The organism is Nocardia sp. NPDC004860 (genome assembly GCF_040609015.1).
GTDB lineage: Bacteria > Actinomycetota > Actinomycetes > Mycobacteriales > Mycobacteriaceae > Nocardia.
On sequence record NZ_JBEXJI010000037.1, the window covers coordinates 30560 to 55470 of the forward strand.

General features: G+C 63.0%; 43 protein-coding genes and 3 tRNA genes. 45 read left to right on the plus strand and 1 reads right to left on the minus strand.

The features are described from left to right. Positions 1-184 precede the first annotated feature (184 nt). The 11 genes from ABZV44_RS40015 to ABZV44_RS40065 all read left to right on the plus strand — a co-directional run bounded on the left by ABZV44_RS40015 (position 185) and on the right by ABZV44_RS40065 (position 4800). Positions 185-682, plus strand: a complete 498-nt coding sequence (locus ABZV44_RS40015) for a hypothetical protein (RefSeq protein WP_354848748.1) — start codon at positions 185-187, stop codon at positions 680-682. Next, the gene (locus ABZV44_RS40020) at positions 675-1037 is read left to right on the plus strand and encodes a hypothetical protein (protein WP_354848750.1); all 363 of its coding nucleotides are present in this window, start codon (positions 675-677) and stop codon (positions 1035-1037) included. Before ABZV44_RS40015 ends, ABZV44_RS40020 begins: the two co-directional genes overlap by 8 nt. Next, positions 1034-1258 carry a hypothetical protein gene (locus tag ABZV44_RS40025; protein WP_354848753.1) on the plus strand — a complete coding sequence of 75 codons (225 nt, stop codon included), beginning with the start codon at positions 1034-1036 and terminating at the stop codon, positions 1256-1258. Before ABZV44_RS40020 ends, ABZV44_RS40025 begins: the two co-directional genes overlap by 4 nt. Next, a complete protein-coding gene (locus tag ABZV44_RS40030; protein ID WP_354848756.1) occupies positions 1255-1455 on the plus strand; it encodes a hypothetical protein in 201 nt (66 codons plus the stop codon). The genes ABZV44_RS40025 and ABZV44_RS40030 overlap by 4 nt, the downstream gene beginning before the upstream one ends. Further along, positions 1448-1771 carry a hypothetical protein gene (locus ABZV44_RS40035; RefSeq protein WP_354848759.1) on the plus strand — a complete coding sequence of 108 codons (324 nt, stop codon included), beginning with the start codon at positions 1448-1450 and terminating at the stop codon, positions 1769-1771. Before ABZV44_RS40030 ends, ABZV44_RS40035 begins: the two co-directional genes overlap by 8 nt. Next, complete coding sequence (locus ABZV44_RS40040; protein WP_354848762.1) at positions 1771-2049, plus strand: hypothetical protein; 279 nt, start codon at positions 1771-1773, stop codon at positions 2047-2049. The genes ABZV44_RS40035 and ABZV44_RS40040 overlap by 1 nt, the downstream gene beginning before the upstream one ends. Then, complete coding sequence (locus ABZV44_RS40045; RefSeq protein ID WP_354848764.1) at positions 2046-2306, plus strand: hypothetical protein; 261 nt, start codon at positions 2046-2048, stop codon at positions 2304-2306. The genes ABZV44_RS40040 and ABZV44_RS40045 overlap by 4 nt, the downstream gene beginning before the upstream one ends. Continuing rightward, positions 2303-2863 carry a hypothetical protein gene (locus ABZV44_RS40050; RefSeq protein WP_354848767.1) on the plus strand — a complete coding sequence of 187 codons (561 nt, stop codon included), beginning with the start codon at positions 2303-2305 and terminating at the stop codon, positions 2861-2863. The genes ABZV44_RS40045 and ABZV44_RS40050 overlap by 4 nt, the downstream gene beginning before the upstream one ends. Next, positions 2853-3080, plus strand: coding sequence for a hypothetical protein (locus tag ABZV44_RS40055; RefSeq protein ID WP_354848769.1), 228 nt, complete (start codon positions 2853-2855; stop codon positions 3078-3080). Before ABZV44_RS40050 ends, ABZV44_RS40055 begins: the two co-directional genes overlap by 11 nt. A 309-nt stretch (positions 3081-3389) precedes the next feature. Continuing rightward, positions 3390-4340: a nucleotidyltransferase domain-containing protein gene (locus tag ABZV44_RS40060; protein WP_354848771.1), complete on the plus strand. Its 951-nt coding sequence runs from the start codon at positions 3390-3392 to the stop codon at positions 4338-4340. Further along, entirely contained in the window at positions 4333-4800 is a 468-nt protein-coding gene (locus tag ABZV44_RS40065) for a hypothetical protein (RefSeq protein WP_354848774.1), read from the plus strand. The genes ABZV44_RS40060 and ABZV44_RS40065 overlap by 8 nt, the downstream gene beginning before the upstream one ends. Positions 4801-4864: 64 nt before the next feature. On the opposite strand, the gene ABZV44_RS40070 is transcribed toward ABZV44_RS40065, so the two are convergent. Next, the gene (locus ABZV44_RS40070; protein WP_354848777.1) at positions 4865-5542 is read right to left on the minus strand and encodes a hypothetical protein; all 678 of its coding nucleotides are present in this window, start codon (positions 5540-5542) and stop codon (positions 4865-4867) included. 207 nt (positions 5543-5749) lie between these two features. Between ABZV44_RS40070 and ABZV44_RS40075 the strand changes: the two genes are divergently transcribed. The 34 genes from ABZV44_RS40075 to ABZV44_RS40240 all read left to right on the plus strand — a co-directional run bounded on the left by ABZV44_RS40075 (position 5750) and on the right by ABZV44_RS40240 (position 24849). Continuing rightward, positions 5750-5884 (plus strand): hypothetical protein, encoded by a 135-nt coding sequence (locus tag ABZV44_RS40075; protein WP_354848780.1) that lies wholly within the window; start codon positions 5750-5752, stop codon positions 5882-5884. Positions 5885-6152: 268 nt separating this feature from the next. Further along, on the plus strand, positions 6153-6374 hold the full coding sequence (locus ABZV44_RS40080) for a hypothetical protein (protein ID WP_354848783.1): 222 nt from the start codon (positions 6153-6155) through the stop codon (positions 6372-6374). 264 nt (positions 6375-6638) lie between these two features. Continuing rightward, the gene (locus ABZV44_RS40085) at positions 6639-7202 is read left to right on the plus strand and encodes a 3'-5' exoribonuclease (protein WP_354848786.1); all 564 of its coding nucleotides are present in this window, start codon (positions 6639-6641) and stop codon (positions 7200-7202) included. After that, positions 7199-7855, plus strand: coding sequence for a hypothetical protein (locus ABZV44_RS40090; RefSeq protein ID WP_354848789.1), 657 nt, complete (start codon positions 7199-7201; stop codon positions 7853-7855). Before ABZV44_RS40085 ends, ABZV44_RS40090 begins: the two co-directional genes overlap by 4 nt. Before the next feature lie 488 nt (positions 7856-8343). Then, positions 8344-10017: a TROVE domain-containing protein gene (locus ABZV44_RS40095; RefSeq protein WP_354848792.1), complete on the plus strand. Its 1674-nt coding sequence runs from the start codon at positions 8344-8346 to the stop codon at positions 10015-10017. After that, a complete protein-coding gene (locus tag ABZV44_RS40100) occupies positions 10014-10250 on the plus strand; it encodes a hypothetical protein (RefSeq protein WP_354848795.1) in 237 nt (78 codons plus the stop codon). Before ABZV44_RS40095 ends, ABZV44_RS40100 begins: the two co-directional genes overlap by 4 nt. 470 nt (positions 10251-10720) lie before the next feature. After that, entirely contained in the window at positions 10721-11065 is a 345-nt protein-coding gene (locus tag ABZV44_RS40105; protein ID WP_354848798.1) for a hypothetical protein, read from the plus strand. A gap of 157 nt (positions 11066-11222) precedes the next feature. Continuing rightward, entirely contained in the window at positions 11223-11399 is a 177-nt protein-coding gene (locus ABZV44_RS40110) for a hypothetical protein (protein ID WP_354848801.1), read from the plus strand. Next, a complete protein-coding gene (locus tag ABZV44_RS40115) occupies positions 11392-12144 on the plus strand; it encodes a metallophosphoesterase (protein WP_354848803.1) in 753 nt (250 codons plus the stop codon). Before ABZV44_RS40110 ends, ABZV44_RS40115 begins: the two co-directional genes overlap by 8 nt. Before the next feature lie 51 nt (positions 12145-12195). Further along, on the plus strand, positions 12196-13308 hold the full coding sequence (locus ABZV44_RS40120; protein ID WP_354848805.1) for an RNA ligase: 1113 nt from the start codon (positions 12196-12198) through the stop codon (positions 13306-13308). Further along, a complete protein-coding gene (locus ABZV44_RS40125) occupies positions 13305-14255 on the plus strand; it encodes an AAA family ATPase (RefSeq protein ID WP_354848807.1) in 951 nt (316 codons plus the stop codon). The genes ABZV44_RS40120 and ABZV44_RS40125 overlap by 4 nt, the downstream gene beginning before the upstream one ends. An 8-nt stretch (positions 14256-14263) precedes the next feature. Further along, complete coding sequence (locus tag ABZV44_RS40130) at positions 14264-14806, plus strand: hypothetical protein (RefSeq protein ID WP_354848810.1); 543 nt, start codon at positions 14264-14266, stop codon at positions 14804-14806. Positions 14807-14858: 52 nt separating this feature from the next. Further along, positions 14859-15080, plus strand: a complete 222-nt coding sequence (locus tag ABZV44_RS40135; RefSeq protein ID WP_354848813.1) for a hypothetical protein — start codon at positions 14859-14861, stop codon at positions 15078-15080. Continuing rightward, positions 15080-15694 carry a hypothetical protein gene (locus ABZV44_RS40140; RefSeq protein WP_354848816.1) on the plus strand — a complete coding sequence of 205 codons (615 nt, stop codon included), beginning with the start codon at positions 15080-15082 and terminating at the stop codon, positions 15692-15694. Before ABZV44_RS40135 ends, ABZV44_RS40140 begins: the two co-directional genes overlap by 1 nt. Then, positions 15691-15954, plus strand: coding sequence for a hypothetical protein (locus ABZV44_RS40145; protein WP_354848819.1), 264 nt, complete (start codon positions 15691-15693; stop codon positions 15952-15954). Before ABZV44_RS40140 ends, ABZV44_RS40145 begins: the two co-directional genes overlap by 4 nt. Before the next feature lie 244 nt (positions 15955-16198). Further along, entirely contained in the window at positions 16199-16906 is a 708-nt protein-coding gene (locus tag ABZV44_RS40150; RefSeq protein WP_354848822.1) for a tRNA(His) guanylyltransferase Thg1 family protein, read from the plus strand. A 204-nt stretch (positions 16907-17110) separates the two neighbouring features. Further along, a tRNA-OTHER gene (locus tag ABZV44_RS40155) sits at positions 17111-17180 on the plus strand. 474 nt (positions 17181-17654) lie between these two features. Then, positions 17655-17730: transfer RNA gene (locus ABZV44_RS40160), tRNA-Met, on the plus strand. A gap of 318 nt (positions 17731-18048) precedes the next feature. Further along, positions 18049-18123: transfer RNA gene (locus ABZV44_RS40165), tRNA-Pro, on the plus strand. Between the two features lie 77 nt (positions 18124-18200). Continuing rightward, positions 18201-18389 carry a hypothetical protein gene (locus ABZV44_RS40170; protein ID WP_354848825.1) on the plus strand — a complete coding sequence of 63 codons (189 nt, stop codon included), beginning with the start codon at positions 18201-18203 and terminating at the stop codon, positions 18387-18389. Between the two features lie 29 nt (positions 18390-18418). Next, complete coding sequence (locus tag ABZV44_RS40175; protein WP_354848827.1) at positions 18419-18637, plus strand: hypothetical protein; 219 nt, start codon at positions 18419-18421, stop codon at positions 18635-18637. Between the two features lie 110 nt (positions 18638-18747). Beyond that, positions 18748-19059: a hypothetical protein gene (locus ABZV44_RS40180; RefSeq protein ID WP_354848830.1), complete on the plus strand. Its 312-nt coding sequence runs from the start codon at positions 18748-18750 to the stop codon at positions 19057-19059. Beyond that, complete coding sequence (locus tag ABZV44_RS40185) at positions 19059-19319, plus strand: hypothetical protein (RefSeq protein WP_354848833.1); 261 nt, start codon at positions 19059-19061, stop codon at positions 19317-19319. The genes ABZV44_RS40180 and ABZV44_RS40185 overlap by 1 nt, the downstream gene beginning before the upstream one ends. 339 nt (positions 19320-19658) lie before the next feature. Further along, positions 19659-19889, plus strand: a complete 231-nt coding sequence (locus tag ABZV44_RS40190; RefSeq protein WP_354848836.1) for a hypothetical protein — start codon at positions 19659-19661, stop codon at positions 19887-19889. Further along, complete coding sequence (locus ABZV44_RS40195) at positions 19886-20425, plus strand: hypothetical protein (protein ID WP_354848839.1); 540 nt, start codon at positions 19886-19888, stop codon at positions 20423-20425. Before ABZV44_RS40190 ends, ABZV44_RS40195 begins: the two co-directional genes overlap by 4 nt. A 375-nt stretch (positions 20426-20800) precedes the next feature. Beyond that, positions 20801-20989, plus strand: a complete 189-nt coding sequence (locus ABZV44_RS40200) for a hypothetical protein (RefSeq protein ID WP_354848842.1) — start codon at positions 20801-20803, stop codon at positions 20987-20989. Then, positions 20989-21231, plus strand: a complete 243-nt coding sequence (locus ABZV44_RS40205) for a glutaredoxin family protein (RefSeq protein WP_354848845.1) — start codon at positions 20989-20991, stop codon at positions 21229-21231. Before ABZV44_RS40200 ends, ABZV44_RS40205 begins: the two co-directional genes overlap by 1 nt. Then, positions 21215-21499, plus strand: a complete 285-nt coding sequence (locus ABZV44_RS40210; RefSeq protein ID WP_354848848.1) for a hypothetical protein — start codon at positions 21215-21217, stop codon at positions 21497-21499. Before ABZV44_RS40205 ends, ABZV44_RS40210 begins: the two co-directional genes overlap by 17 nt. A gap of 30 nt (positions 21500-21529) precedes the next feature. Then, positions 21530-21697 (plus strand): hypothetical protein, encoded by a 168-nt coding sequence (locus tag ABZV44_RS40215; protein ID WP_354848851.1) that lies wholly within the window; start codon positions 21530-21532, stop codon positions 21695-21697. Continuing rightward, positions 21694-21984 carry a hypothetical protein gene (locus ABZV44_RS40220; RefSeq protein WP_354848854.1) on the plus strand — a complete coding sequence of 97 codons (291 nt, stop codon included), beginning with the start codon at positions 21694-21696 and terminating at the stop codon, positions 21982-21984. The genes ABZV44_RS40215 and ABZV44_RS40220 overlap by 4 nt, the downstream gene beginning before the upstream one ends. A gap of 77 nt (positions 21985-22061) precedes the next feature. Next, positions 22062-22802, plus strand: coding sequence for a hypothetical protein (locus ABZV44_RS40225; protein ID WP_354848857.1), 741 nt, complete (start codon positions 22062-22064; stop codon positions 22800-22802). A gap of 29 nt (positions 22803-22831) precedes the next feature. Then, entirely contained in the window at positions 22832-23005 is a 174-nt protein-coding gene (locus ABZV44_RS40230) for a hypothetical protein (protein WP_354848859.1), read from the plus strand. A gap of 45 nt (positions 23006-23050) precedes the next feature. Next, positions 23051-23530, plus strand: coding sequence for a helix-turn-helix domain-containing protein (locus tag ABZV44_RS40235; protein WP_354848862.1), 480 nt, complete (start codon positions 23051-23053; stop codon positions 23528-23530). Continuing rightward, positions 23527-24849, plus strand: coding sequence for a PBSX family phage terminase large subunit (locus tag ABZV44_RS40240; protein ID WP_354848865.1), 1323 nt, complete (start codon positions 23527-23529; stop codon positions 24847-24849). Before ABZV44_RS40235 ends, ABZV44_RS40240 begins: the two co-directional genes overlap by 4 nt. The last annotated feature ends 62 nt before the right edge of the window (positions 24850-24911 follow it).

A 24911-nucleotide genomic window follows, 5' to 3' on the forward strand; every position in this document is an offset into this window, starting at 1 on the left:
GGCCCGATCCATCGAAGCGACAAGACGACCACCCGCGACTGGGTCCACAGCGACGGAGACCATGTTCGGCTTCATACCTGCCCGGTCGACCCATACGGCTTCCACGCCGAGCCCGTCGGCACCGCATGCGGGAACCACCCGGCCAATCCCTGCAACGGCGCACGTGGAATGGAGGTGCGCACCGATGCCTGACCGAGACCTCATCACCGAAGGGCGGCAACGGCTTGCTGCGGCAGCACCCGGCCCTTTCCAAATCGCGAGCCGTGAAGGCATTTTCACTGATCTGCATTCACTGCACCGGCTCCTTCCCGGCAAGGACGGTTACCGGGAGGTTGTTGCCCGGGGCGTACGGATTCCGGATGCCGAGCTGTTCGTGTTCATGGCCAACAGGTTCGGCCCGTTGCTCGACGAGCTGGAGCACGCCCGCACTGCCATCGCCAAGGCCAGCACTGAAATCGGCGTTGCTTCCGAACGTGTCGCACAAGCGCATGCAGTGGTGGTCTCGGCCCACGCCCGCATCACCGAGTTGGAGGCCATCGTCGAGGCTGTCCGCACGGCTCTCGCCGCGCATCCACGCTGCGATGTTCACCCGGCCGGCGACCCGGTGACGTGCGGCTGGAAGCTCGCCGTGGCTGACGTACAGCGCGCCCTGGATGCAACCGAGGTGAACGACCGTGGCTGACAACACGATTCGCGACCAGCTCGCGGCCGACATCTGGCGCTACGACGACTACATCGACTACGCAGTCTCGGGCTGCACCCAGCGCGACTCGGAACGTCTGGCCGGCCACCTGCTCACCAAGGGCTACCGCCCGGCGGCTCGCCGCATAGAGACGCCCGAGCAACTGGACGCCCTCGGCTTCCCGTGCGTCATCCGCGAGATCCCCGCCGAGGACGAGATCGAGTTCTACCCGCAGATCTGGGAGAAGCCGTTCCAGACCGACGGATGGTGCCGTGCCGGAGCCGTGTGGCGCGAGACCTATTGCACGCCAAAGCTGCCCGTCGAGGTGCTCGTAGAGCCTGAGGTGGACCGATGACCCGCGAATGGATCGACGAGGACATCCCCGAGTGGGTGATGCGATGCGACGAAATCGGCTGCCCCACAACGAGCGAAGCATTCCCGAAAGAACCACCGCTTGACTGGTTTATGGACCGCGGCTGGTTCATCGCCGAGAAGTTCGGCGATGAGTGCCCCATGTGCCTGGCGAAAGGCATTCAGCCGAAGGTGGAGCCGTATCGGCGGGTGAGCGACCGATGAGCACTACGACGAAAACCATGCACGGGTACATCGTGCTGGTTCGGGGTCTCGAAACGAAGAACGAGTGGGAGGCCGCCTACACGTTGGTGTTCACGTCGAAGCGGAAGGCGCAGCAGGAGCTGGCCCAATGCCGTCGGCGGACCCGCCATGAGTACCGACTCGCGGTCGCAACGTGGGAGGTGCCTGCCGATGACTGACGCCCATCGCCTGAGCGAAGTCCGGGCTGTTGGCGGCAGCTACATCGCGTACTGCCTGTGCGGGCACCACGAGTCCCACAGCGACCGCGGGAAAGCCGCCGCCACCCTCTACCTCCACGTCATCAACAGCGGCCGGCCCGAATGCCCGACCCCGCACAAAACCCAATACCCCAACCGGATCCACGCCGAAAACGCCATCTGGCACTTCGTCGCCAAACCCGGAACCGGTCGGCGCCCCGTGCGCGCGTACGAGTGCCCGTGCGGGAAGCACTGGCACACCTCGAAGCAGCCGACGCATGAAAGGAGAGCCGCCTGATGGCCACGCTCATCGCGCCCGATGTCGAGAGCATCGAACATCTAGACCCTGAGATCCTGTGTTCGAACGACAAGCACGGCGAAGCGCGGCCGACCGCTAGCTGGTGGTATAACCAGCACGGATGCTTTGAAGCCTGCTACTGCGATCCGTGCGTCGAGCGGCTGCGCGCGAGGTGCGAGCAGCACCTGGACTCGGACGGCCAGCGCGTCCTTGAATGCGGCATCTGCCAGACCGGGTTTACATCGGTCGAAGATCTCTTCACGGTGGTGCCACTGTGACCGCCGCCGATCTCCCCGAGCTGCCAGACCCGGTGTGCGGCAGCATGATCCACCTGTTCGGCCCGCACGGACCGGCACCGAAAGCCGACTACTGGGCGAACTGGCACGACTGCTCAGACAACTTCACCTGCGCTCCATGCCTGCAAATGGTCCAGGCCGAGTTCGAACGGAAAGCCGCGGGCAACACCGTCACGTGCCCCAAGTGCCGGCGAGAGTTCAACACCTTCAACGACTTCGTGAAATGGCAGCAACTGTGACCAGCTACGACACCGTGATCGGACTCGATCTGTCGCTCACCTCCACTGGCATCGCTGTCTCCACGCCCGGACTCAAGCCGTGGTGCGGCGTCATCGAATCCACTGGCAAGAAGGGCGATTCCTGGGCGACGCGATACAAGCGGCTCAGCGCCATCGCCTACCGCATCCTGCCCGTCATCCCGGATTGCGCGCTCGTAGTCATCGAAGCGCCCTCCTACGGATCTGTCACCGGCTCCCAGCATGACCGCTCGGGCCTGTGGTGGATCTTGTATGACCTCCTCGCCGGTACGACCCGCACCGTGCTGCCCGTCGAGCCGACTGTTCGCGCCAAGTACGCGACCGGCAAAGGCACCTCCGGCAAAGACGCAGTGCTCGCTGCCGCAGTGCGCCGCTACCCGCACATCGACATCAACACCAACGACGAAGCCGACGCCGTGATCCTCATGGCCATCGGCCTACGACTCACTGGAGCACCGATCGATGATCCTCTGCCAGCTGCTCACCTGGCTGCGCTCGACAAGCTTTGGCTCCCAGAAGGACTCACCCATGCCCGATAACCAAAGCGAGCGCGCCACCCAACCGGCGACCTCGCACGAGCGCGAGTACCGACTCACCTACAGCGACCCTGCCACCGGCGAGGAATTCGTGATCGGCTCCGACTCGATCGACTGGCGCTACAAACGCGACGCCCTGATCAACGCCGGCTACGACGTCACCAGCGAAACCCGCGCAGATTCCGAAAGCCCCTGGACGCCAGCGAAGGACGCAGCATGAGTCGGCTGACTATTCGTAGTTGGCATATCGGCCGATCCTGGACCGGCACCCAACTCGAAGACGACTGCCCCTGCCCGAAAGCGCCATGCGGGCTCGTCGACGACATGAATGTCAACCCGGACTGCACCCAGCACCCGTACAGCCGATCCAAGACCATCCGCCAGTCGCACCCCGCCGACGCATGCCCCGGCGAACAACAGCGAACCGCGGCATGACCAGCCGCAAAGAAGTGCGCGATCTCCTCCGGCGCGCGCAATCCGTCGGATGGGAATACGTCGGCCGATCCGGGCGCAACCACCATCGCCTCCGATGGCCAGCCACCGGACAAGTCCTGTCAGTGCCGTCCAGCCCGAGCTTTCCAGTCTTCAACGCGGAATCAGACCTCGCGCGCATCTCGGGACCTCTCAAGCCGCGGACCGGAAAACGCAAGCACCCCAATCGAATCAAGGAGAAGCAGGTTTGAGCACGAACCCGCACAGCACAAGCGAATTCGAGCGCATCGCCACCGTCAACACTGTCCTCCGTGGGCAGGTCGGTTCCGGACTCCACGGGGTCACGACTGGAGATGATGACCGCGATGAGATGGGCGTGTGTCTCGAGCCGCCGGAATACGTGATCGGTAACGCCTCGTTCGAGCAGTACATCTACCGGACTCAACCCGAGGGCGTCCGCTCCGGCGCTGGTGACCTGGACCTCGTCATCTATTCGCTGCGGAAGTGGGCTCGCCTCGCCGCGCAGGGGAACCCGACAGTCCTGCTGCTCATGTTCATTCCGCCGCAGGAAATCGTGTCGATCAATGACGTCGGCCACGACATCCAAGCCCACCCCGAACGATTCCTGTCGCGTGAAGCGGCACACCGATTCCTCGGCTACCTGAACGCCCAGAAGGAGCGGATGTTGGGGTTGCGCAGCCAGCGCACCAACCGGCCCGAGCTCATCGAAAAGTACTCCTGGGACACAAAGTACGGGTACCACATGATCCGCCTCGGACTGCAAGGCGTCGAACTGCTCACCACGGGCCGGATCACGCTCCCGATGCCAGAGCCTGAACGCAACTGGCTGATCGACCTCCGCAACGGCAAGTACACCAAGGAAGACGCACTCGGAGTCGTCGACGGGCTGTCGGCCCAGCTGCGAGCACTGTCTGTTACCGCAGACTTGCCGGCCAAACCCGACCTTCCAGCGATCGACCGCTGGCTCACCGACACCTACCGGCAGTGGTGGGAGACCAACAACCTCTTGGGGGGATCCAATGGATGAGATCAGCCCGTACCAGGCGCGCCTGTACAACGCGGTCATGTTCGGCGAACGGCACGCGCGCAGCCGCGCGAACCGGACAGTAGTGCGGCTGTGGAAGTCTCGCCGTTTCTGGCAGTCCCGCGCGCTCGGTAGCGAATCCGAGCTCGGGGTGATCAGGCGGCGTCGCGACACCAACCGGGACAAGCGAGTCAAGCAGGCCGCGCTGTTGCACCGGCTGTGGGAGTCGAGGCGCAGTTGGCAAGCGAACGCCCTCGATCTCGAGCGGCGCCTCAAGCTGGTGGAAGACCTGTGCCTCGCGGAGCAGACCAAGCAGCGGGCGTTGATCGTGTCGATGAGCAGTGATGTGATCCTGCACGCCGTCGATTCGGAGTTCTTCCCGCAGCCAGCCGGATGGGACGAGCTGATCACCTTGATCCAACGCGCGTCCAAACATGGTGGGCCTGACGGGCTTTCAGTCTGACTGGGGTGAGTGAGTCAGCCGGGTGCTCGGGGCAGATTGTGGAGGCGCAGGGGCTGGTGGTCTATCACCGCACGCCTCGCCTCTGTGGTCTGCCCTTGGGCCTTCTAAGGATTGACAGGGACTGTTCCCAGTCGGAGATGGCTTTTCCGAGCGCTTCCATATCGTTCGGACTGATGTTCTTCGGTATCGGGTCGGAAGTGCCAAAAATTGATCGAACCCATCCGTCAACCAGAGAGCTCGTGTAGTGCATTCGCCAGTCGTAGGGTAGGGGCACCTTGGGGATGTCAGACCGTCCTCCCAGTTTCGCGTAGAGGCGCCTCCTGGCCGCCAGCCAACTTTGGAGAGTGAGAACCGCGTTGCTCATCCCGACAGTGGTCAGAAAGACAGCGAACGTTAGGGGCAGCACAGGCCATCCAAGGCCGAATCCCTCTGTTGCGAGCGCGGCGACATAGATCGGCAACATGACCAACCAGCCAAGGGCCAACGCGCCAACAAGGATGCCTTTTGCGCGCCGATTGAAGCGAACAGCACTGTACGACGCGATCCAATACGCCTCTTGCAGCAGCCTTGTTCGCAGATGCCGCGGACAGTCGGGGCCCGTCGCACTGACTATCTTCGCCAGTTGCTCAGCCTCTCGGATGTGTCGACGTCGAGCAGTCCAGAACGGCAAGGTGACGAGCGATGTCGCCGCGACCATAGTGCCCGGCACGCCCAGCAGAGCGGCCCACGAAGGACCTTCCATGAGCAAAGGGTACGGGCTGGGGACGAGGGAACTGCGGATGCGGCTCAATCCAAAATGGACAATGCGAACGTAGCAACTGCTTGGTCAGCATATCTGGGTCATTGAGTCAACCCAGCAACTCCCGGACCTACTAGGCAAACGTCTTGTGGCTCAGCGTGGTTTGACTCCGCCGATAGCCTCTGATCAACATCGGCAAGGAGTCAGCAAATGCAGTTCAGCGGTGATAGCAACGGCTTCGATGAACAGCGTCCCAACCTGTTCTGCAACCTGAAACGCACCACGGCGGTCTTCTCCGATGACTACGACCCGGAGGACGAACCTGATGAAGCGGATTGCAATTAGCTGTGCCCTCGCGGTGGTGGTGGCCTGGTTTCTGGGTACGCCCCCGCTCCTCCGCTGGCTCACCGCCGGCGCCGAAGGAATCAACGATGCCTAACCGATCCCAGATGCAGCACATCCGGTGCGTATCCCACGGATGCGAAATGTGGTCAGGGCCGCCGCTCGTCGATTCCGACATTCGCGCGCTCATGAACGTTCATGCGCTGCAGCACTTCAACCGGCCGATCACGCCCGCCGACCTCGGATTCGGCGACAACACAGGGAGCCCAGAGTGAGCCTCGTCGACATCGTGACCCTGGTTCTGGTCGTCGCAATCCTCGCGTGCAGTGTGCTCATGGTTCGCTATCTGCGGCGTGCTGACAAGGCGCGCAACGGGGGAATCGCGATCAAGCCGACCTACGAGGTCAACGCGGCAGTCGACGACGGGTTGGCAGCGCGAATCAAGGCAATGCGGGCTGCGACCAGCATGGCATTCGGCGGTCGTGGGCTGTGACGGACGAAAACCAGAGCAACCCCGACAGCGAGCGTGCCATCGGCGGGCCAATCTTCGGCCCTGGTGGTCCTGGAGTCGATTCGATCCCGCTCATCGACTGGGGCGGTTGCACATACGCAGACAACGCGCTTCGCAAGGCGATGGGGTCGCCCACCGGACGGTTGGCCGCCTACCCATACCCGACGCCCCTGCGGCCCGAGGAATGCCTGTGGGACAGCGAGTTCCATTGCATCCGCGAAGACCACGACCATGGAGACAAGCCCGGTGAGTGACCGCACGAAGTACGCGTACGACACCGAATTCGTAGAGAACGGCAAGACCATCGAGCTGATCTCCATCGGCATCGTCTGTGCGGATGGGCGCGAGTATTACGCGGTCAACTCTGAAGCGCCCTGGAACACCATCAAGAACGATGGCTGGCTGTGTAGCAACGTCGTGTCTACCCTGCCGCTGGTTGGCGACGATCTTCGTAAACCATCGACACTCACGGGCTTCCGGTGGTCATTCGCCATCGACAAGACGTCAACCCTCGTGAAGCCCAAATGGGTGATCGCGAACGAGGTGCGCGAATTCCTGCACAGCGCAGACCAACCCGAACTGTGGGCAGACTATGCCGCCTACGACCACGTCGCCCTCTGCCAGCTCTGGGGATCCATGATCCACCTCCCGGCCGGCATCCCGATGTGGACCCATGACCTGCAGCAGGCGCTCGAACTCTCGCCCGACTTCGTGCCGCCCGAGCAGATTGAGGGGCAGCACAACGCGCTCGAAGACGCACGGCATGTGATGCGAGTCCTGAAGGCGCGAGAGGTGCACCTCCACGAATGACCGAAGCGACCACCGAACTACTCGCCGGCGCCCAAACTGCGTTCTCCGACGCTGTCCACGCGCTCATCAGCCTCCGCCCTGACACCATCGACCGCGACGGTGGGCCCGAGCACATCGTCCGGGGCAGCCTCTACAGGGAACTTCTTGAGGCTCGCCACGGTGAACGGATCGAAGACACCCTCGTCCGCAGTGCGCCGGCATCGACCGCGCCAGGCTGGACTGATGCGATGTCCCTCGTCATCCGCATCGATCAGCGAGTAGCGGTGTGGTGGCCTGAAATCCCTGCAGGGACAGCGACTGTCCCGGTGACGGTGCGTCGGTTGTACGCGCTGGTCGACTACCAGTGGCGCCCTCAGGACGTGGGGGAGTTGCGGCGGATGGAGCGTGAAGTCCTCGCGTGGGTCGCGCGCGCCCGAGTGCTGCTACCGACCGAGGCGACGCACATGTGGGAGCTTCGGGCGGCCTGCCCAGCTTGCGGCGAGACGATGATCCATGCTGACGACGGGTCGGGGGAGCAGGTGCGGCGGTATGTGTTGCAGGCTGACCGGTCGTCGGCGCGGTGTATCGCGTGCGAGACGACGTGGGCGCCAGAGCATTTCGCTGCGTTGGCCCGGCTGATTGGCGCCGGTCTGCCTGAAGGTGTGTTGGAGTGAACAGGCGCGAGTTGCATGGATTGCATCGAGTAGTGTAGAGTGCATTGAGCATCGAATCCCGGTGCGAAGCGGACGGATACTTCACTTCCAATGAAACCAGCCGTCCGCGACCTGACCTCGGGATACAACTTCACAGGGCGCTGGTCCGATAGAAGTGGGTTACTTCGCATCTGGAGCGCGTGGAGCGGGTTCAACTCCCGCCGCCCCCATCGGGGGGCGTGGTGTACCGGCAGCACACGTACAACGTCACCTACTTCGCCCTTGATGTCAGCGCCTCCTGTGATGCCTCCCAAGGCAATCCGGGACGATCCGGGAGAACTTCAGAACGGGTGCTGGTCCGAAGATGTGGGTTACTTCTTTGGATGAAACTCTCAGCCACAACTGGGAGCCGCGGTTCGAGCCCGCAAATACCTACCTCAACTTGATGTCAGCACCCTAATCTGCTGCCTCCCAACATAAGCCAGGAATCAGTTGGGAGGCATTTCGTCGTGTCCAAATTCAACTCCACCGCGACACAGTCGGCGAATACCGCGGTCGGCCCGATCAAGACGAAGGCCGGCAAGAAGCCGATCACCACGCACGAAGGCGGCGATGGTGCCCGCCGCGACAGCCGCTCGGAGCTCTTTTTGCTCGCGGTGTCGAACATGGTGGGCGAGGCGACCGCCTACGAGGACGCGCTCACGCGGGATGACCGCTACCGCAGCCTGATCCGCAAGATGGCTGTCAAAGATGGAGAATGGACTCGCGGACTGCTGTGGTGGCTGCGAGGTCCTGAAGCGAACCTGCGCTCGGCATCGCTGGTCGGCGCGGCCGAGTACGTGAAGGCCCGTCTTGATGCCGGAATCGACGGCGGCAACCGGGAAGTCATCCGTTCCGTGCTTCAGCGTGCCGACGAGCCGGGCGAGATGCTCGCCTACTGGACGTCGAACTACGGTCGGCGGCTGCCCAAGCCTGTGATTCGCGGTGTGGCCGATGCGGTGCAGCGTCTGTACACCGAGTACTCGATGCTGAAGTACGACACTTCCAGCCACGGTTGGCGATTCGCCGATGTCATCGACCTCGTCCACCCGTTCTCGAACGACAAGCAGCAGGGCGACCTGTACGAACACGCCCTCGACCGCCGCCACAACCGGGACAAAGAGATCCCCGCATCGCTGCTGATGGTGCGCGACAACGCTGCCCTGCGCGCGATGGGCCAGAAGCGTGCTGAGGAGTTCCTGTTCGGCGCCCACGACCTCCACGGCAGCGCGGCTGACGCTCTCGCAGCGGCGGGCATGACCTGGGAGGCGGTGCCGTCGCTGCTCGGTGGCGCGTGGACCGCGAAGCGGTGGGAAGCGATCATCCCGTCGATGGGCTACATGGCGTTGCTTCGGAACCTCCGGAACTTCGACCAGGCTGGTGTCTCCAACGACGTTGCCACGAAGGTCGCTGCCCGCCTGGCCGATCCCGAAGAGGTCGCCCGCTCGCGCCAGCTGCCGATGCGGTTCCTGTCCGCGTACAACGCTGCCCCGTCGCTGCGTTGGGCGTGGGCGCTGGAGCAGGCGCTCGATGCGTCGCTGTCGAACATCCCTGCCCTGCACGGCCGGACACTGATTCTGACCGACACCAGCAGCTCGATGGATGACCCGTTCTCCAAGGACGGCACCCTTCACCGGTGGGACGCCGCCACCGTCTTCGGCCTTGCCATCGCCCGCCGCGCCGCAAACGCCGACGTCGTCTCGTACTCGGCCGAGTTCCACGGGTACGCGCGCGGCCCGCGAGGGCTCGGCCACTACGACATTCCGTTGTCGAAGACCTTCCCCACGAAGGACGGCGAGTCGCTGCTGAAGGCTGTCGAGCGGTGGAAGGCCGGCGGCTACTTCCTCGGCGGCGGCACCGATACCGCTGGTGCCCTGCGCGCACACTTCAACGGCCACGACCGCGTCATCATCTTGACCGATGAGCAGGCGCACGCGACTGGCAACGTGGGCCGTGCACTGCCGGAGAAGACGCCGCTGTACACGTGGAATCTCGCGGGCTACAAGGCAGGCCATGCGGCGAGCGGACCGTACCGCCACACCATCGGTGGCCTCAGCGACGCGAGCTTCAAGCTGATTTCGCTGCTCGAAGCCGGGCGCGATGGCACTTGGCCGTGGCTGATGGCCAGCGAGGTAGCAGCGTGATCTCACTCTGGTGGTCCTTCGCGCTGACAACGATCGGCGTGACAGGGCTCATCCTTGTCTACCGCTCGCAATCGCTGGTTGGCCCGTGCATCGGGCTTGCTGTACAAGCGCTCTGGATCGCCCACGCCATCGCCACACGACAATGGTGGTTCCTTCTGTCGGCCTTCACCTACGGCGGGGCGAACATCTACGGGCTCATGAAGCGGCGGCAATCCGGAGCGAGGGGCGCATGACGTTCTCCGGACGAATCCGACAAGACCTCCAGTGCTACCTGGACAAGAAGGTCGGCGATGAGGTCGTATTCAAACTCCACCACGGCGAACCCGGCCCAGGTCTCGACCAAAATCTGCTCTTCGGCACTGGACTGCCTCGGACATACCGATTCTCGGAAGGCGGGACGGTTGTGTGGCATTTTCCGATCCTCGATTCCGTGCCACCCCGCCGTGTCCCCATTGCGCGCCGATGGTGGCAACTCCGGCGGCGATACATGGAGGTCCACCAGACCCCAACGGTCAAGATTTACGCCGTGAGCATGTGGTCAGCTGGCAAGCCGCTCATGACAGTCGAGACCGAACCTTCTGGCCGCTACACCATGCAAGCAGGTAGCAGGTTCGATATGACGCCGAATGGGAAGCCGACGATCTGGTGATCCGCGAGAACCGATTCGTGCTGTCCCGCAATTCAAATCTGGCGAGGAGCCCGCGTGATCACGGTTCGTGAAGACGTCAAACTCACCCCGAAGCAAGCCCAGTTGGCCTCAGCCATCGACGACGGGCTGAAAGCGGGCCGCTGGGAATGGATTTCCGGTGGCCACTACATTCTGTTGCGGCACGGCCAAGTCGTAGACACCCCCGACTACCTGCGCCGCTACCACAACGAACCCACCATGGAACGGCTGTTGTTCCTCGCGATCACCACAGGTCGCAAATGGAGCATTACGCTCACCAACTCGCCTGCCCCGACCGCCCAATCCCACGACTCGACAATCTCGATGACGAAAGCCCTCGCAGTGTTGGCGAACCCGCGCAGCGTATGGGGCGACGAGTGAACCGTGTCTACGTGCGCTCGGTGCGCTACTCCGACAACGGACCTACCCGAGGCTGGGCAGTGTGCTACAGAAACCGCGAGTACGCGTTCGTGAGCTCATGGGAGAGAGCGATGCGGATAGCAGACAACCTTGCGCGTCGCTTCGCCGCGGAGGCGGCATGAGCGGGAAGCCGACCGAAGCGTTCTGGGACGGTATTTGGGACTTGGTCGCCAAGTACGACATCCCCGTCACCAACAACGAACCTAAGCCCGGCCTGCCGCACGTCACCGAGTTCGGGCGAGACGTCCTGCTCCTGCTGGGCGGAGACAAAGACGAACAGGACGAACGTGACTGACTGGGCGCAGCTCAACCCGACGAAGATCGCAATAGCGGGGGACTGGCACGCCAACCAGCACCACGCGAAACGCGCGATCCGCTGGGCGGCCGAGCAGGGCGCTCAGGCGATCCTGCATGTCGGGGATTTCGCGTTCGACATGCGTCCCAACTTCTTCGCAGCCGTCCAATGCGCACTCGAAGACACCGGGCTCGTCCTTGGCTGGGTCGATGGAAATCACGATCACCATGAGCGGCTGAGCGAGCTTGTCGCAGAACACGGCCGAACCGCGATCCCGTTGCGGCCGAACATCTTCTACCTGCCGCGCGGCTACCGATGGACCTGGAATGGCGTCCGCTTCCTCGCGCTCGGCGGCGCACATTCCGTCGACCGACCATGGCGCGTCCCCGGCCGTGAATGGTGGCATGGCGAGACAATCAGCTACGACGACGCCCGCAACGCCACCAGCGGCGGACCGGTCGACGTGATGGTGTGCCATGACGTCCCAGCTGGCGTGCGTATCCCCTGCATCGAGGCGAACCCTCTTGGCTTCCCCCAGCGGGAAATCGAGCTCGCTGAACAACATCGGCAACTGCTGCGGATCATCGTCGACCAGGTACAGCCGAAGCACCTGTTCGCCGGCCACTACCACTGCAGGCTCGCGACACCACTCGACGACATCCAGCACGGCTATCGGACGATGGTCACGATCCTCGCGGACGACTCGGCACCGGTAACGGACAACATTACGGTCTTCCAGCTATAAGAATGCAGTGCGCGCTAGACAGTGCAATGTATTGCACTGTACTGTCGTGGAATGGTCAATATTCAGCAACTGATGGGGCTGGATCTTCTCGCGGACATGATCGACCGCGGGTACATCAAAGAGCGTCGCCACCCCACACTTCCGCTGCGGATCCTCAACTACAGCGACTCCGCACAGTACGAACGAGTGTGGAACGACGCCACACTCCAATGCCGCGGCCTGGTCGTCGACGACGCAGGAACCGTTGTCGCACGGCCATTCCGGAAGTTCTTCAACGACACCGAGCACCGCAGCGAGCACCTGCCCGACCTGGATCTCGATGCGCCCGTAGAAGTCACCGACAAGATGGACGGCTCTCTCGGTATCCTGTTCGAGTACGACGGCCAGCCGATTGTGGCTACTCGGGGTTCGTTCGAATCCGCGCAAGCCGAGTGGGCCACAGCGTTCTTCCGCCGGGAATACGCCGACACGTTCCGTGTCGCTCCGGGCACGACCGTTCTTGTTGAGATCGTGTACCCCGAAAACCGGATCGTTGTGTCGTACGGTTGGTCGGACCTGGTGCTGCTCGGCCAGGTCGACAACGACACAGGCCAGTTCAACAGCGGCACCATATTCCACGACTGGCCGGGGCGAACCATCAGAACGTGGCCGGGTCGAATCGTTGACGCCTTCGCCTACACAACGCTGCGCGAAGCCCTTGCCGCCCCGCCGCGTGACAACGCCGAAGGGTTCGTGATCCGGTACGTCGAGACCGGTCAAATGGTCAAGATCAAGCTCGACGAGTACATCCGACTGCACCGCATCGTCACGGGCCTCTCGAAGAAAGTCGTGTGGGAACACGCAGCGGCAGGGCGTCCGTTCGAGGAGCTGATCGCGGATCTTCCGGACGAATTCCACCGATGGGTAGCCGACGTGTGGGATGACCTTCAGGCGCGCTACGACAGCACCTGCATCGAGGCCGACAAGGCGTACGAGAAGATCTCCCGCTCTGTCGGACTCCCGCGATCGGATGCCCGCAAGGAATTCGCACTGGCCATCGCGGATCTGCCTGACTCGATGAAGAACCTGCTGTTCCCGTGGCACCAGATCGATCAAGAGATCTGGAAGCAGCTCAAGCCCGAGGGCGACACCCGGATGCACAACGGCCAGGAGGAAGCGGCGTGAGCGTCACCCAGCTTGTCGACGTCATTCCGGAGGCGCGCCGCCCGAAGGTCTATGTGCCGCGGGGATACCCGGGCTCTGGGAAGAGCACCCTGTACGCGCGCATGCGCGCGGAGAACCCGCGCCTCGCGCGCGTATCCCGCGACGATGCCCGCGCAACCCTCTTCGGGGTGCAGGGGCGAATGGCGCACGCTGACGAAGAATTGATCACCAAAGCCGAACGCGCACAGGCGAAAGCATTGCTCGCGGCAGGCTACGACGTCTTCGTGGATGCCATGAACCTGCGCGCCTACTGGGCGCGCGGCTGGGCGAACTTCGCAGCATTGAATGGCGCCGACTTCGAGGTCATCAACCTTGAGGCCACGGTCGAGGAATGCATCGCGCGCGACCGCGAGCGCGCAGCCGCGGGCGGGCGATCAGTGGGGGAGGAGGCCATTCGCGTGCTCGGGCGCAAGTTCCCGCGCAGCAAGTGGCCGGAGATCACTCCATCGCCAGACCTGTTCTTCTTTCCGGATCCGTATGTGCCGGACGAGAGCTTGCCGCCCGCGTGGATCGTCGACCTGGACGGGACCGTCGCTTTGATGACGGGTCGCGGGCCGCACGACTACGACCGGGTCGACGAGGACGTCCCGAACGAGCACGTAGTCACTGTCGTGCGGAAGCTGGCTGCCGATGCCGCGATCCTGAACCTCACCGGACGCCCGGACTCGTGCCGAGAGGCCACCGCAAAGTGGTTGGAGCGAAATCAGATTCCATTCGCCGAGCTGCACATGCGGGCCACCGGCGACAAACGCCCAGACTACCTCGTGAAACACGAACTGCTGGGGTTGGTGCGTAACCGATACCGAATCCTCGGCGCTTTCGACGACAGGCTGCAAGTGGCCCGCCTCTGGTATCGCCTCGGCGTCCCCCTGCTCCGCGCAGGCGTCCCCGACCATGACGACTTCTGAGGTTGCTGATGTTCAAATCCGCTTATGTCCCAGTCGTCGGTTGGTCGATCATTCTCCAGGACTACGACCCGGCCACAGATGGCCCTCGTTGGTGTTGGTGGCGTGGGCGTTGCCGTGAACTGAACGTGCGAATGCCTTTGTGGCGATGGACGGTCGAGATCGCCGGCCGCGGCAAGAGCTACCGGGACCTCGTCGGCCTCCAAATCCGCGATCTCGACTGGGTGATCGATGAATTCGACGCGAGCTTCAACGAGCTGGCGGTCGCGTCGCTGAAGTACCACATGGACCACTCGGTGTGCTTCTGCTCGCCCGAGCGGAGGGTGAAGTACCAGACCCTCATTGACCGCCTCTCGGAAGAACCGCCGCACGTGTGTGACACGCCGGAGAAGCAAGCCGTCTTCGCTGCTGCCTGTCCACGGGGTGCAGTCGTCGACTCCGAAGCAGTGAAGCCAATCTTCGCGGACTTCAGACGACGTGAGACCGAATACCTCGAACGTGTCCGGCAAGCCCGCCACGCCTTCGTGGACATCATGCCCGAACTCTGGAGCTGAGACGACCATGAAATGCACTGAGTGCGAACAGGTTCTGTCTACCGGTGCGGTCGTGGACGCTGACCGGCTAGAAGAACACCGCCTCTGGAAACACCCTTCCGCCACCGATATCGCCGTGGTCATGCACGAGCTCGAAGCGCTGGCAGGCCAAGCGCAGCGGGCATTCGATGGCGCCGACTGGCTGAACATGCGGCTGATCCTGGATGACCTTCACGTCCGAGTGCTCCGCGCGCTGACGTACGCGGACCTCGAAGCGACGAAAGCGGTGGCCTGATGACCATCTGGACAGATGTGGCGGAATTCGGCAAGGCGTTCGGCGTCGCGATGCTGGACACGCCAGGCTGGCCGGCGGACGAGGACGTCGACCTCGCGCTGCGGTTGATTGCTGAGGAAGTCGCCGAACTGTGCGCTGGGCTCGAGTCGCGAGACATGGTCGCGACGGTGGACGGCATTGTCGACGTCATCTACGTGACGGCGGGGCTGGGACTGCGAATCGGCTGTATCCCGAAGAAGCTTGCGCGGATCGGACTGCTCGTGGATGTGCGCGGTGTCCCGGGCTGGCAGGTCTACGACGACTCGCCGCGGGTGCCGCGCCCTGAGGACTTCGCCGACATCTGCGAGCGGATGACCGAGGTGGCGAATGACCGGTACCTCAAGCTGACCGCCGCCTATGTCGAGCTGCTTATCAGCGCCTGCCTGCCCCTCGCCGCGGCTCTGCAGTTGCCGTTGAAGTCGCTGTGGAAGGAAGTTCACGCCTCGAACATGCGGAAGCTGGTGGACGGCAAAGTGATCCGTGACGAAGGCGGCAAGGTCCTGAAGCCTGCTCATTGGTCTCCGCCCGACATTGCGGGCGTGCTCGCCACCGCAGGATGGGTGGCCGCGGCATGAGCTTCGACTATGGTCCGCTCGACACTTACGAGATCATGTGGGCGAGCGGCCACATCGAGTACATCCAAGCCCATCAAGTTCTTCTGCCGCCGGATGAGGCGATCCTCGGGTTGTTTTCGGGCGAGACAACAACCCGGAAGCGCAGCGGGTGGACGTTTCACGGCGAGGTCGAGGGCCGCTGGAAACTACTTCTGTTCGCGCCCGCGGAGGACATCAAATCGGTTCGGAATGTCACCCATACGCGAGATGAGGTGGCGTGACGTCGCATAGAACGGCGCTGGGTCGGTGCCATCACTGCGAGAAGCAGACATTCACCTCCCGCAAATCCGCCAAGAACGCGTGCCGGCGGCGATTCCCGAACGAGAAGCTCAACGGCTACCCGTGCCCAGTGATCGAGAACGGCTGGCATGCCGGACATCTGGCTCCCGCAGTTCGCGCAGGTGAGGTCTCGCGCGGCGATTGGTACGGCCAGCGGGGAACAACAACGACGAAGGCGAGGACGGCATGACCAGCATCGGTGACCGGATGAAGGCTTACGAAGCGCCCTACAATCAGAAGCTGACCCCGAATTCGTGCGTGATCATCCGTGTCGACGGGCGCGCGTTCCACACGTTCACGCGGCGAATGCGGAAGCCATTCGACCATGCACTGATGAACGTGATGGTGAAGGCCGCGGTCGAGACCGCGCGCGAGATGCAGGGTTTCAAGCTGGGCTACGTGCAGTCCGACGAGGCGACGTTCCTGATCACCGACTTCGACACCCACGACACGACTGGCTGGTTCGGGTACGAGCTGAACAAGCTGGTGTCCCTGTCGGCGTCGTTGTTCACGGGGTTCTTCAACCTGGCGATGCACAACGATCCGGGGCCGGCGGCGTTCGATTCGCGGGCGTTCGTGGTGCCGCGGGAGGATGTACCGAACATGTTCGTGTGGCGGCAGCAGGACTGGGAGCGCAACAGCTTGCAGATGCTGGCCCGAGCGCACTTCTCCCACAAGGAATGTCACGGGAAGAACCGGCAACAGCTGCACGACATGCTGATGCTGGAGAAGGGCATCAACTGGGCTGACCTGTCCGGGCAGGAGAAGAACGGGTCGATCATCCTGAAGAACAAGACGATTCGGCACGACAAGTTCACGTACGAGACGGTTGACCTGTACCTCGACGCTGTGATTCGCGGCGGTGAGACGGAGATTGCGACCCTCGCCAGCTGACCGTTACCAATTCGTTATGACGCATGGGCGTTTTCGCGGAATCGGCTGCTACCGTCTGATCTTGTCGCAATAACTGTACCCAAAATACGGCCAGCGGCGACGAGTGTATGCGGACGCTCCTCCTAGGTTGTGAGCGTCTAGCTGTCAGCTGCAGATCATTCAACCATTCTCACGGATGTGCGTCTGCGGCAATAACTTCAAAGTTCTCCGGTAGCTCAAGTGGCAGAAGGCGTCCCGACGGGGATAGGTGCGGGTTCGAATCCCGCCCGGAGAGCAAAGCGCAGCGTAGCTAGCTGTGCTGGTGGTGACAGAGTGAGCGGCTACCTGCGTGGTCGGGCCGCGAATGTGTGCGATGTCGGGAACCTGACGGCCAAGTGGCTGATAGGGGAGGGCTTAGCGGCCTGAAACCGATGCCTCAGCGGGCAATTCGCAGCACCGGGAACCTACAGCCTTACGGCCCGTGCCCCGGTCGGAGCCTAGGAAACTCCCCACCTCTCTACTTCGCCTCGGGTAATGCTGGGCTTTGGCCTACCCCTGAGGACATTGGATGGAGCTTGAGGGGCGCGTCTCAAGTCCGCCGCAATTGCGGTGCCCGAGTTGATCGCCGGGAAACGCGCGTGCTTTGCTGGCCTCTTCGAGGAGAGGCCGGAAGTGGGGATGCAGGACTACTCGCTCAGGCGAGGCCCGTAACCTGCGAGAACCCGGCAGCCATCCGGACGGTTGGTGAGCCGGGTTTCGCCTATTTCATTGCGGTGTAGAGCAGTTCGGTAGCTCGCTGGGCTCATAACCCGGGTCTGTCGCCGGTTCAAATCCGGCCACCGCATCGATGCAGTCTCGGCAAGGTAAGACCGGGTGGTCAAAGGACCTGCCAACACCTTTCGAAGGTAACCGGCGCTGCAACAAGCGCCCTCGGGCGCACGTGCCCGTTGGCCCCATTCGAATCCGAATGGTTACCCCTGATCGAGGAGTCCCTCATGCTGTCTACCCTGTCTGCTGCCGCGTCCGCCATCGACTGGGTCGGTGTCGCTGAATGTGCCGGCAAGGTCATTCTCGCGGTGCTGACCGCCGTGATCGGCTAACGCTGCACGAACAACTATGCCCGCCAAGGCTAGAGCGCAAGCTTCCTCACTTCGGCGGGTTCTTTGGGTGTCGTCCAGCTTGGTCTAGGGCACTCGCTTTGGGCGCGAGATACGTGGGTTCGAATCCCGCCACCCGAACAACCCGCCCGCTGCCTCAGGTGACGGGCTTAACTCGCCCGGATGGATGTTCCGGCAACACTTTTCAGGAGCATCCAGTGAAGAACATCCGCATCGAACGCTACGAACACCCGTCGACCACCTGCGACTGGTCCGGCCTCATCGAAGGCGAACGCGCAGATGGTAGCCGATGGATCCTGTTTCTCGATGAGAACGGTAGCCCGGACCTGTATTGGTCGCACCGTCATCTGAACGGCGGGGTCCTCGGAGACCCAATCACTTTGTAGCACCATCCATCCCAAGCCAGGAGAAATCGGTGACCCCTTCAGTCGGTCGAATTGTCCACTATCAGTCCTACGGCACTCCGGGCGGCGAGTATCTGCCTGAGGCTCGCGCGGCGGTGATCACCACAGTCGGAGACGGCGGCGTCGTCGGCTTGGCGGTCCTGAACCCGACTGGGATGTTCTTCAACGAGGCCGTTCCGTTCGCCGAGACCGCGACTCCGGGCCACTGGAACTGGCCGCCCCGCGTCTGACAACCACTACTCTCGCCAGGAGCCTCAATGGATTTCGCGGCCATCATCCGCCTGTTCTGCCACCAGCCGATTCGCACCCTCGAGTTGCGGATGGAAGCCCCGATCGGCGTGTGGACGTGGTGAACGCCCTCCGCTATCGCAAGCGGTCGGTCGAAGTCGAAGCCAATCGCCTTTCGAGCCTGAACGGGCAGCGGCTGGTCGACTGGATCCAAGCCAACGGCGGCAAAGCCAGGCACGTCCATTCGGACCCCATCCGACGCGAAGTGTTCGATGGCGACTGCCCGAACTGGGTGGAGATCGAAACCCTCGAAGGCACGATGATCGCCAACGTCGGCGACTGGATCATCCGCGGTGTGGCTGGCGAGTTCTACCCCTGCAAGGCGGACATCTTCGAGCAGACCTACGAGCCGATGGAGTCCTGATGTCCTGCTTCCGGGTGTTGGCCTCCCAGTACCCGGACGGATGCTGGCGGGTATTTCACTCTGCCACCAAGGTCGTCGCCGATTTCGTCGACCGCGACGACATCAAACTCACTATGGCCAAATGGATCTGCCGCAAGACCGGTGATCAGCTCGATTACGCCAATGTCCTGATCGATGTCGTGAGTGCTGCCGAGATCATGGCCGCTGAGGCTGCCGTTCTTTGCGATGTATCTGGCGCTTCGGGTGCTGCGAGTCTCTGACCAGCGTGTTCCTTTTTGCGATGTAAATGGCGGTGCACGTGGCTCGGATGCTTGGCAGGTCTGATCAGACGCCGTACTTCTGCATGTACGGTGCGCGCTGCTCGTGCGAACGTGTCCACCGCAGGCGTGCTGGCCTGGTCGCCGAGAGCCGGCGGCTCTTGCGCTCCCGCCAGAAGCAGGAAGTCGCGGACTGGCGCGACGAGTACGAGACAAACCCGGTCAACGAGTGTGACGACGAGTGCCCACGCGACCACCGCCCGTGCCCGTACGACGCGGATCTGTGCTGCACCGTTACGACCAAGCCGGTAGGCGACGTCCCGCCCGAGGGGGTGTACAGCATTGGCCAATCCTGACGGCAAGACAGGTGCGAGCCGCGAGCTCAACGCGTACTGGCTCGGCGAAGGTCTCGCCAAGTGGGCTGACAGCCCCACGCCGTGGCGGGCGTTGAGAACCCAACTCCTGCAATACATGTCGATCGAGAAGGCGAACGGGTTGGCAACCGAGTACTTCCATGCCCACTTCGGCTATTACCCAGGATCTGCCCAACATAGGAAGCAGGGCGGCAAGTGAGCGAGTACCCCGATTGCGCCGACATCGAGATCATCGAGAAGACCTCGCGTGCGAGCCGTGACGGTGCCGGCGGCATCGTCACCCCGAACGAGATCCGCATAAACGGCAAACCCGTGCTCGCGCCAGCTGACGATCCGGTGATCGTGCACGGAGTCACGATGAACGCCCACGAACCAGTCAAGGTGACACTCACTCTCTTCGCCCGCATCGTGAAGATCGGGCACGAGAGCAAGCCCCAGCAGGTCGTTCGCCGCATGTGGGACAAGGACTTCAACCTCGTCCATACCTTCGCCGAGGGCGAATCCTTCACTGAGCTCCCGACCGACCACCCCGGCGCGAAGCACATCATCGACGCCTTCGTCGATCGAGGGGAGACCGTCCACCTCACCGTGGACGAGGACGGGCAGCGGTCGACGTTGACCCTTTCCGAGCTCGTATACCAACCGGCGACCACTATCGCCGTCCCCGGCGCCCCGGACGACGTCACCGAGCCGTCGATAACCGTTGGCTGGTCCGACTGGGACAACAAATTTTAACCGCGCGATAGGCGCGGTGCGACCTCAATGCATGAGGTAACGCAGTGGTAGTAGCGGTGCTGCCCAGAGAACACCTACCGCAACACATGGCGAAGCCCCAGGCCGCATCACCCGAATAGGGGAGAGGCGAACGCTGCATGCAATAGCAGAGGCAGCTGAACCTGGGGCGTCTGCCGCAGATCTTACCAAGATTTCGCCACCACCCTAGTGCCCCATTCGGCAAGGGGCCACCCGCATCTCACGACGGGTAGCAGGGTCTCTCGGTGGCGGGTCGCAGGCAGCCATCGGCGCCGCGACCAGCCCGCCGCGCCGGCCCGCTACCCCGCGCCGCGGCGGGCTTCAAACTCACGCCGCATCCGTCCTCGGAGGTCCGTTATGTCCGCTGATCCTGTCGAGACAGCAGAGCAGCGGGTTGCGGACGCAAAACGCGGGCTAGATGAAGCCAAGATCAACGAGATCGCGGCGCAAGACGAATTCGACCAGGCGCTCGACGCGCTTGCAGAAGTGGTCAGCCGTGCACACGCACGCATGGAGCAACTGAACAAGGAGTTGGGCGACGCCTGATGCCGGAGATCACTGTCTACAGCCGCCCGAACTGCCAGCCGTGCAAGTTCACGATCCGCAAGCTGGAATCGTTGGGCGCCGAGTTCCGCAAGATCGACGTCACCGAGGACGACGATGCCCTCGACTTCATACGCAGCCTCGGCTACAAGCAAGCGCCGGTGGTAGTTGCGGGAGAACGTCACTGGTCAGGCTACTCACCGGACAAGATCACCAAGGCAGTTGCCGATGGCGCGGACGCCTGAGCAGAAGGCAGCCGACGAAGCGCTGACCGCGGCAATCGAACACGCCATGCGCGTCTACTTCGACGACGGCGACGACCCCGGCCTGCTCATGGATTACACCGTCATCGCGGCCCGCGGCGGCATCGACGATGAGGGTGACCGCTGGACGTCGGTAGTCACGCTCACCCGTGACGACAACGTGCCCGGCTACATCCAGATCGGGCTGCTCGACAGCCGTCTGTCCTATCTGCGTGGCTCGATCCGCGCACCGCGCGACGGTGACGAGTAGCCGCGATTCCCTTCTTGAACAGGAGTTCCCATGAGATTTCGGTTGAAGCTCCTGTGGTTCGAAATCGAGATCGACACTCCGGCACCTGAGCAGGTCTCCACTCTCGATCTCGTCACGGCCGTCTACTCGGCGATGTCGCAAGCCGAAGGCTTCATCGGGATCCCGATGGATGTCGACAGCGACGGCGACAGCGAATGACCGCGCGCCGCTGCACCGCGGAAAACGCTTGGGCCATCCTTCTCACGGCGATCGGCGTATGGGAGTTGGCGGCCCCGCCGAATCAGCTGCTGTCCGAGGGCGTCGACCGGGCAATCCAACGCCGACCCATCGTGACACGCGCCCTCATCGCGGTCACCGCGCTTCACCTCGCGAATCTCCTGCCCCGCCAGGTCGATCCGTTCACCATTCTCCTGAGAGTGCTCACTCCTTGCCTCAGACTTTTGCGTTCGGTCGTCTCCCACACGACCCGCGCCCCGCACGCCTGACGATCACCGCAGACCACCTCCGCGGCTACACCCCACCCGCCACGGCAGACTGGCTGTCTAAAGTGCCGTCCTGGCCTATGTCGCTGAACGACAGCCTGGGCGATTGCACCGCGGCCGGCGCCGGACACGTCGCCCAGCAAATCAACTGGTACGGGCAGCATCAGGACGCGCCCGTCGCTGACAGTGATGTGCTCGCCATGTACGAGGCGATCTCCGGATATCAGCCCGGCAATGCGTCCACCGATGTCGGCGCGACCCTCCAGGACGCTCTGAAGTACTGGCACACAACCGGTGTCGGCGGGAACAAGATCGCCGCCTACGCGCAGATCAAAGCCACTGATTTGGCCACGATCCGCGCCTGTATCAGCCTCTTCGGTGCCGTCTACACGGGCATGAACTTCCCGGCCAGTGCGATGGACCAGTTCAACTCTGGCAAGCCGTGGACTGTTGTCTCCCGGTCTCGTATCGAGGGCGGCCATTGCGTCCCGATCGGCGCCTACGACGCTTCGAGCTTCACCTGTGTCACCTGGGGCAAGACCCAGAAGCTCAGTGTTGACTTCTTCGAACGCTACTTCGATGAGGTCTGGACGGTTCTTGACTTGGATTGGTTGACCGCGCAAGGTGTTTCGCCCGCTGCGATCGACGGTGCCGCCCTCAATGCGAACTACGAGGCGCTGACCGGGCAGCCCGGCCCCTTCCCGACCGTAGCGCCCAGCCCCGCACCAGCGCCCACGCCGGCTCCGGTTCCCTCCGATGCTGACGCTGCCCTGGTTGCGGCGTTCAAGGCGTGGGAAGCCGCCAAAGGCTTTGCCGCCTAAATCCTTCCGCTGATGATTGGTGACGGCCAATGCGCCACGAAGTACTCGGATCCAACGACCTGGTGACCTTCGACGGCCGCGGCCGTTACCGCATCACCCGCATCGAGCGTGGACGTGCGCTCATCACGTCACTCACCAACGGGCACACCCTGATCGTGCCCGTTTCCCGGCTAGCCCAGGTGGCAGCCGTTCCCACCACCTGATCGCGGATCGGCCAGGAGCCGCCGTGCATCCTGGAGGTCCGCCGAATGGCTCGTAAGAAGACCAAGCCTGTCGAAGAAGTGCACGACGTTCAGCAGCGCCGCAAACGCGCTCTCGAACTACGTCTCTCCGGGCTGAATCAAACGCAGATCGCTGAGGAAATGGGACTGCACAAGTCCACCATCAGCGACTACATCCAACACGCCCTCGCCGACATCACCCGCGAGAAGGCAGACGAATACCTCCAGATCGAGTTGTCCCGCCTCGACGCGATGTGGGTAGGCATCTGGAAAGACGCAACCCACGGCGACACCTGGAAGATCGACCGCGCCCTCGCGATCACCGACATGCGCGCGAGGCTGACCGGCACCTACAAGGCCGCGGAACTCAAGGCCATCGCCGATGCAAAGGGCACGGTCGCCGACGACGCCACTTCCATGGTCGGCGCGCTTGCCTCCGCCCTGGACGCCTACGCCAAAGCGAAAGCCACGGAACCGGATCCAGGATCCGCTGACGAGGCAGCGTGACCGACATCGACATGCCAATGTCGGCCAAGCAGCTCGAATCCATCATCGGTGCTGAGACCGCAGCGATCACTATCTGGACAGGCGCCATCCGAGCTGGCAAGACCGTCGCGAGCATCCTCGCGTTCTTCCTGGGCGTGTGGCGCGCACCAGGAACCGGCATCATCCTCATCGTCGGACGCACACTGCAAACGATCGAACGCAACGTCATCGAGCTGATGCAAGACGAGGCCATCTACGGCCCGCTCGCGCGTCAGGTGCACCACACCCGAGGCTCCTCGACTGCGGTAATCCTCGGTCGCACAGTCCATCTGATCGGCGCCAACGATGTCGGCGCTGAAGCCAAGATCCGCGGCTTGACCGCTTATCTGGCGATGGTCGACGAGGCGACACTGATCCCGGAGAACTTCTGGACCCAGCTTCAGGGCCGATTGTCTGTACCGGGGGCGCGTTGCCTGGCGACGACGAACCCGGACAACCCGCAGCACTATCTCAAGAAGAAGTTCATCGACCGGGCCGGCGAACCTGGGATGGACGTCAAGGTCTTCCATTTCTACATGGACGACAACCCCCAGTTGGGGGCCGACTACATCGCACGCAAGAAGGCGGAATTCACGGGGGTTTTCTACAAGCGGTTCATTCGCGGTGAATGGGTTGCGGCGGAAGGCGCTGTCTTCGACAGTTTCGATCCTGACCGGCATGTGGTCCGCTGGGAGGATCTGCCGCCCATGCGGTGGATCCTCGGCGTCGGAATCGACCACGGCACAACCAATCCCACCCACGCGGTCATGATCGGCCACGGTGTCGATGACGTCCTGTATTGCATGGACGAATGGCGGTACAAGGCATCGAACGAATCAGTCCGATGGTCGAACGTGCAACTGTCGCAGGGTGTTCGGGACTGGATCGACACCGCCCACCACCCGAGCGACAACCCCGAGCAGCCCCCGCGGCTGACTGGATCAGTGGTCGTCGACTCGGCAGCCGCAGACTTCCGTGTCCAACTCAAGCAAGACGGGCTGAGCTCGCTCAAAGCGACCAAGGACGTCTTGTACGGGATCCGCACGATGGCTGCCCTTTTCAGCGCGGACCGGCTCAAAATCACCGATCGCTGCCCGGAACTGCTGAAAGAGATCCCCGCCTACGTCTGGGACGAGAAGGCCAGCGCCGAAGGCAAAGACCAGGTCGTCAAACTCAACGACCACGGCATCGACGGAACGCGGTACCTGCTGGTGACCGCCGAACGGAAATGGCGCCGGCACATCAAGCTCGGCACACTCCCTGGTCGTCAGCTGCAAGATCCGGACCTGGAAGCCGCCTAGCAATCTGTCGGACCGTCTGGTTTGCGCCCGCAAATACACTGTGCATGAACCGAAACGAGGAG

What these genes read in the sequence shown, in the direction of transcription:
- ABZV44_RS40215 (WP_354848851.1), top strand. Translation starts at nt 21,530, where the DNA reads ATGAGATTTCGGTTGAAGCTCCTGTGGTTCGAAATCGAGATCGACACT.
- ABZV44_RS40040 (WP_354848762.1), top strand. Translation starts at nt 1,771, where the DNA reads ATGGCCACGCTCATCGCGCCCGATGTCGAGAGCATCGAACATCTAGAC.
- ABZV44_RS40185 (WP_354848833.1), top strand. Translation starts at nt 19,059, where the DNA reads ATGTCCTGCTTCCGGGTGTTGGCCTCCCAGTACCCGGACGGATGCTGG.
- ABZV44_RS40035 (WP_354848759.1), top strand. Translation starts at nt 1,448, where the DNA reads ATGACTGACGCCCATCGCCTGAGCGAAGTCCGGGCTGTTGGCGGCAGC.
- ABZV44_RS40230 (WP_354848859.1), top strand. Translation starts at nt 22,832, where the DNA reads ATGCGCCACGAAGTACTCGGATCCAACGACCTGGTGACCTTCGACGGC.
- ABZV44_RS40235 (WP_354848862.1), top strand. Translation starts at nt 23,051, where the DNA reads ATGGCTCGTAAGAAGACCAAGCCTGTCGAAGAAGTGCACGACGTTCAG.
- ABZV44_RS40060 (WP_354848771.1), top strand. Translation starts at nt 3,390, where the DNA reads ATGGCCAGCCACCGGACAAGTCCTGTCAGTGCCGTCCAGCCCGAGCTT.
- ABZV44_RS40130 (WP_354848810.1), top strand. Translation starts at nt 14,264, where the DNA reads ATGTTCAAATCCGCTTATGTCCCAGTCGTCGGTTGGTCGATCATTCTC.
- ABZV44_RS40075 (WP_354848780.1), top strand. Translation starts at nt 5,750, where the DNA reads ATGCAGTTCAGCGGTGATAGCAACGGCTTCGATGAACAGCGTCCCAAC.
- ABZV44_RS40030 (WP_354848756.1), top strand. Translation starts at nt 1,255, where the DNA reads ATGAGCACTACGACGAAAACCATGCACGGGTACATCGTGCTGGTTCGG.
- ABZV44_RS40205 (WP_354848845.1), top strand. Translation starts at nt 20,989, where the DNA reads ATGCCGGAGATCACTGTCTACAGCCGCCCGAACTGCCAGCCGTGCAAG.
- ABZV44_RS40065 (WP_354848774.1), top strand. Translation starts at nt 4,333, where the DNA reads ATGGATGAGATCAGCCCGTACCAGGCGCGCCTGTACAACGCGGTCATG.
- ABZV44_RS40140 (WP_354848816.1), top strand. Translation starts at nt 15,080, where the DNA reads ATGACCATCTGGACAGATGTGGCGGAATTCGGCAAGGCGTTCGGCGTC.
- ABZV44_RS40220 (WP_354848854.1), top strand. Translation starts at nt 21,694, where the DNA reads ATGACCGCGCGCCGCTGCACCGCGGAAAACGCTTGGGCCATCCTTCTC.
- ABZV44_RS40145 (WP_354848819.1), top strand. Translation starts at nt 15,691, where the DNA reads ATGAGCTTCGACTATGGTCCGCTCGACACTTACGAGATCATGTGGGCG.
- ABZV44_RS40150 (WP_354848822.1), top strand. Translation starts at nt 16,199, where the DNA reads ATGACCAGCATCGGTGACCGGATGAAGGCTTACGAAGCGCCCTACAAT.
- ABZV44_RS40225 (WP_354848857.1), top strand. Translation starts at nt 22,062, where the DNA reads ATGTCGCTGAACGACAGCCTGGGCGATTGCACCGCGGCCGGCGCCGGA.
- ABZV44_RS40120 (WP_354848805.1), top strand. Translation starts at nt 12,196, where the DNA reads ATGGTCAATATTCAGCAACTGATGGGGCTGGATCTTCTCGCGGACATG.
- ABZV44_RS40090 (WP_354848789.1), top strand. Translation starts at nt 7,199, where the DNA reads ATGACCGAAGCGACCACCGAACTACTCGCCGGCGCCCAAACTGCGTTC.
- ABZV44_RS40110 (WP_354848801.1), top strand. Translation starts at nt 11,223, where the DNA reads ATGAGCGGGAAGCCGACCGAAGCGTTCTGGGACGGTATTTGGGACTTG.
- ABZV44_RS40210 (WP_354848848.1), top strand. Translation starts at nt 21,215, where the DNA reads ATGGCGCGGACGCCTGAGCAGAAGGCAGCCGACGAAGCGCTGACCGCG.
- ABZV44_RS40025 (WP_354848753.1), top strand. Translation starts at nt 1,034, where the DNA reads ATGACCCGCGAATGGATCGACGAGGACATCCCCGAGTGGGTGATGCGA.
- ABZV44_RS40200 (WP_354848842.1), top strand. Translation starts at nt 20,801, where the DNA reads ATGTCCGCTGATCCTGTCGAGACAGCAGAGCAGCGGGTTGCGGACGCA.
- ABZV44_RS40015 (WP_354848748.1), top strand. Translation starts at nt 185, where the DNA reads ATGCCTGACCGAGACCTCATCACCGAAGGGCGGCAACGGCTTGCTGCG.
- ABZV44_RS40055 (WP_354848769.1), top strand. Translation starts at nt 2,853, where the DNA reads ATGCCCGATAACCAAAGCGAGCGCGCCACCCAACCGGCGACCTCGCAC.
- ABZV44_RS40070 (WP_354848777.1), bottom strand. Translation starts at nt 5,542, where the DNA reads ATGGAAGGTCCTTCGTGGGCCGCTCTGCTGGGCGTGCCGGGCACTATG.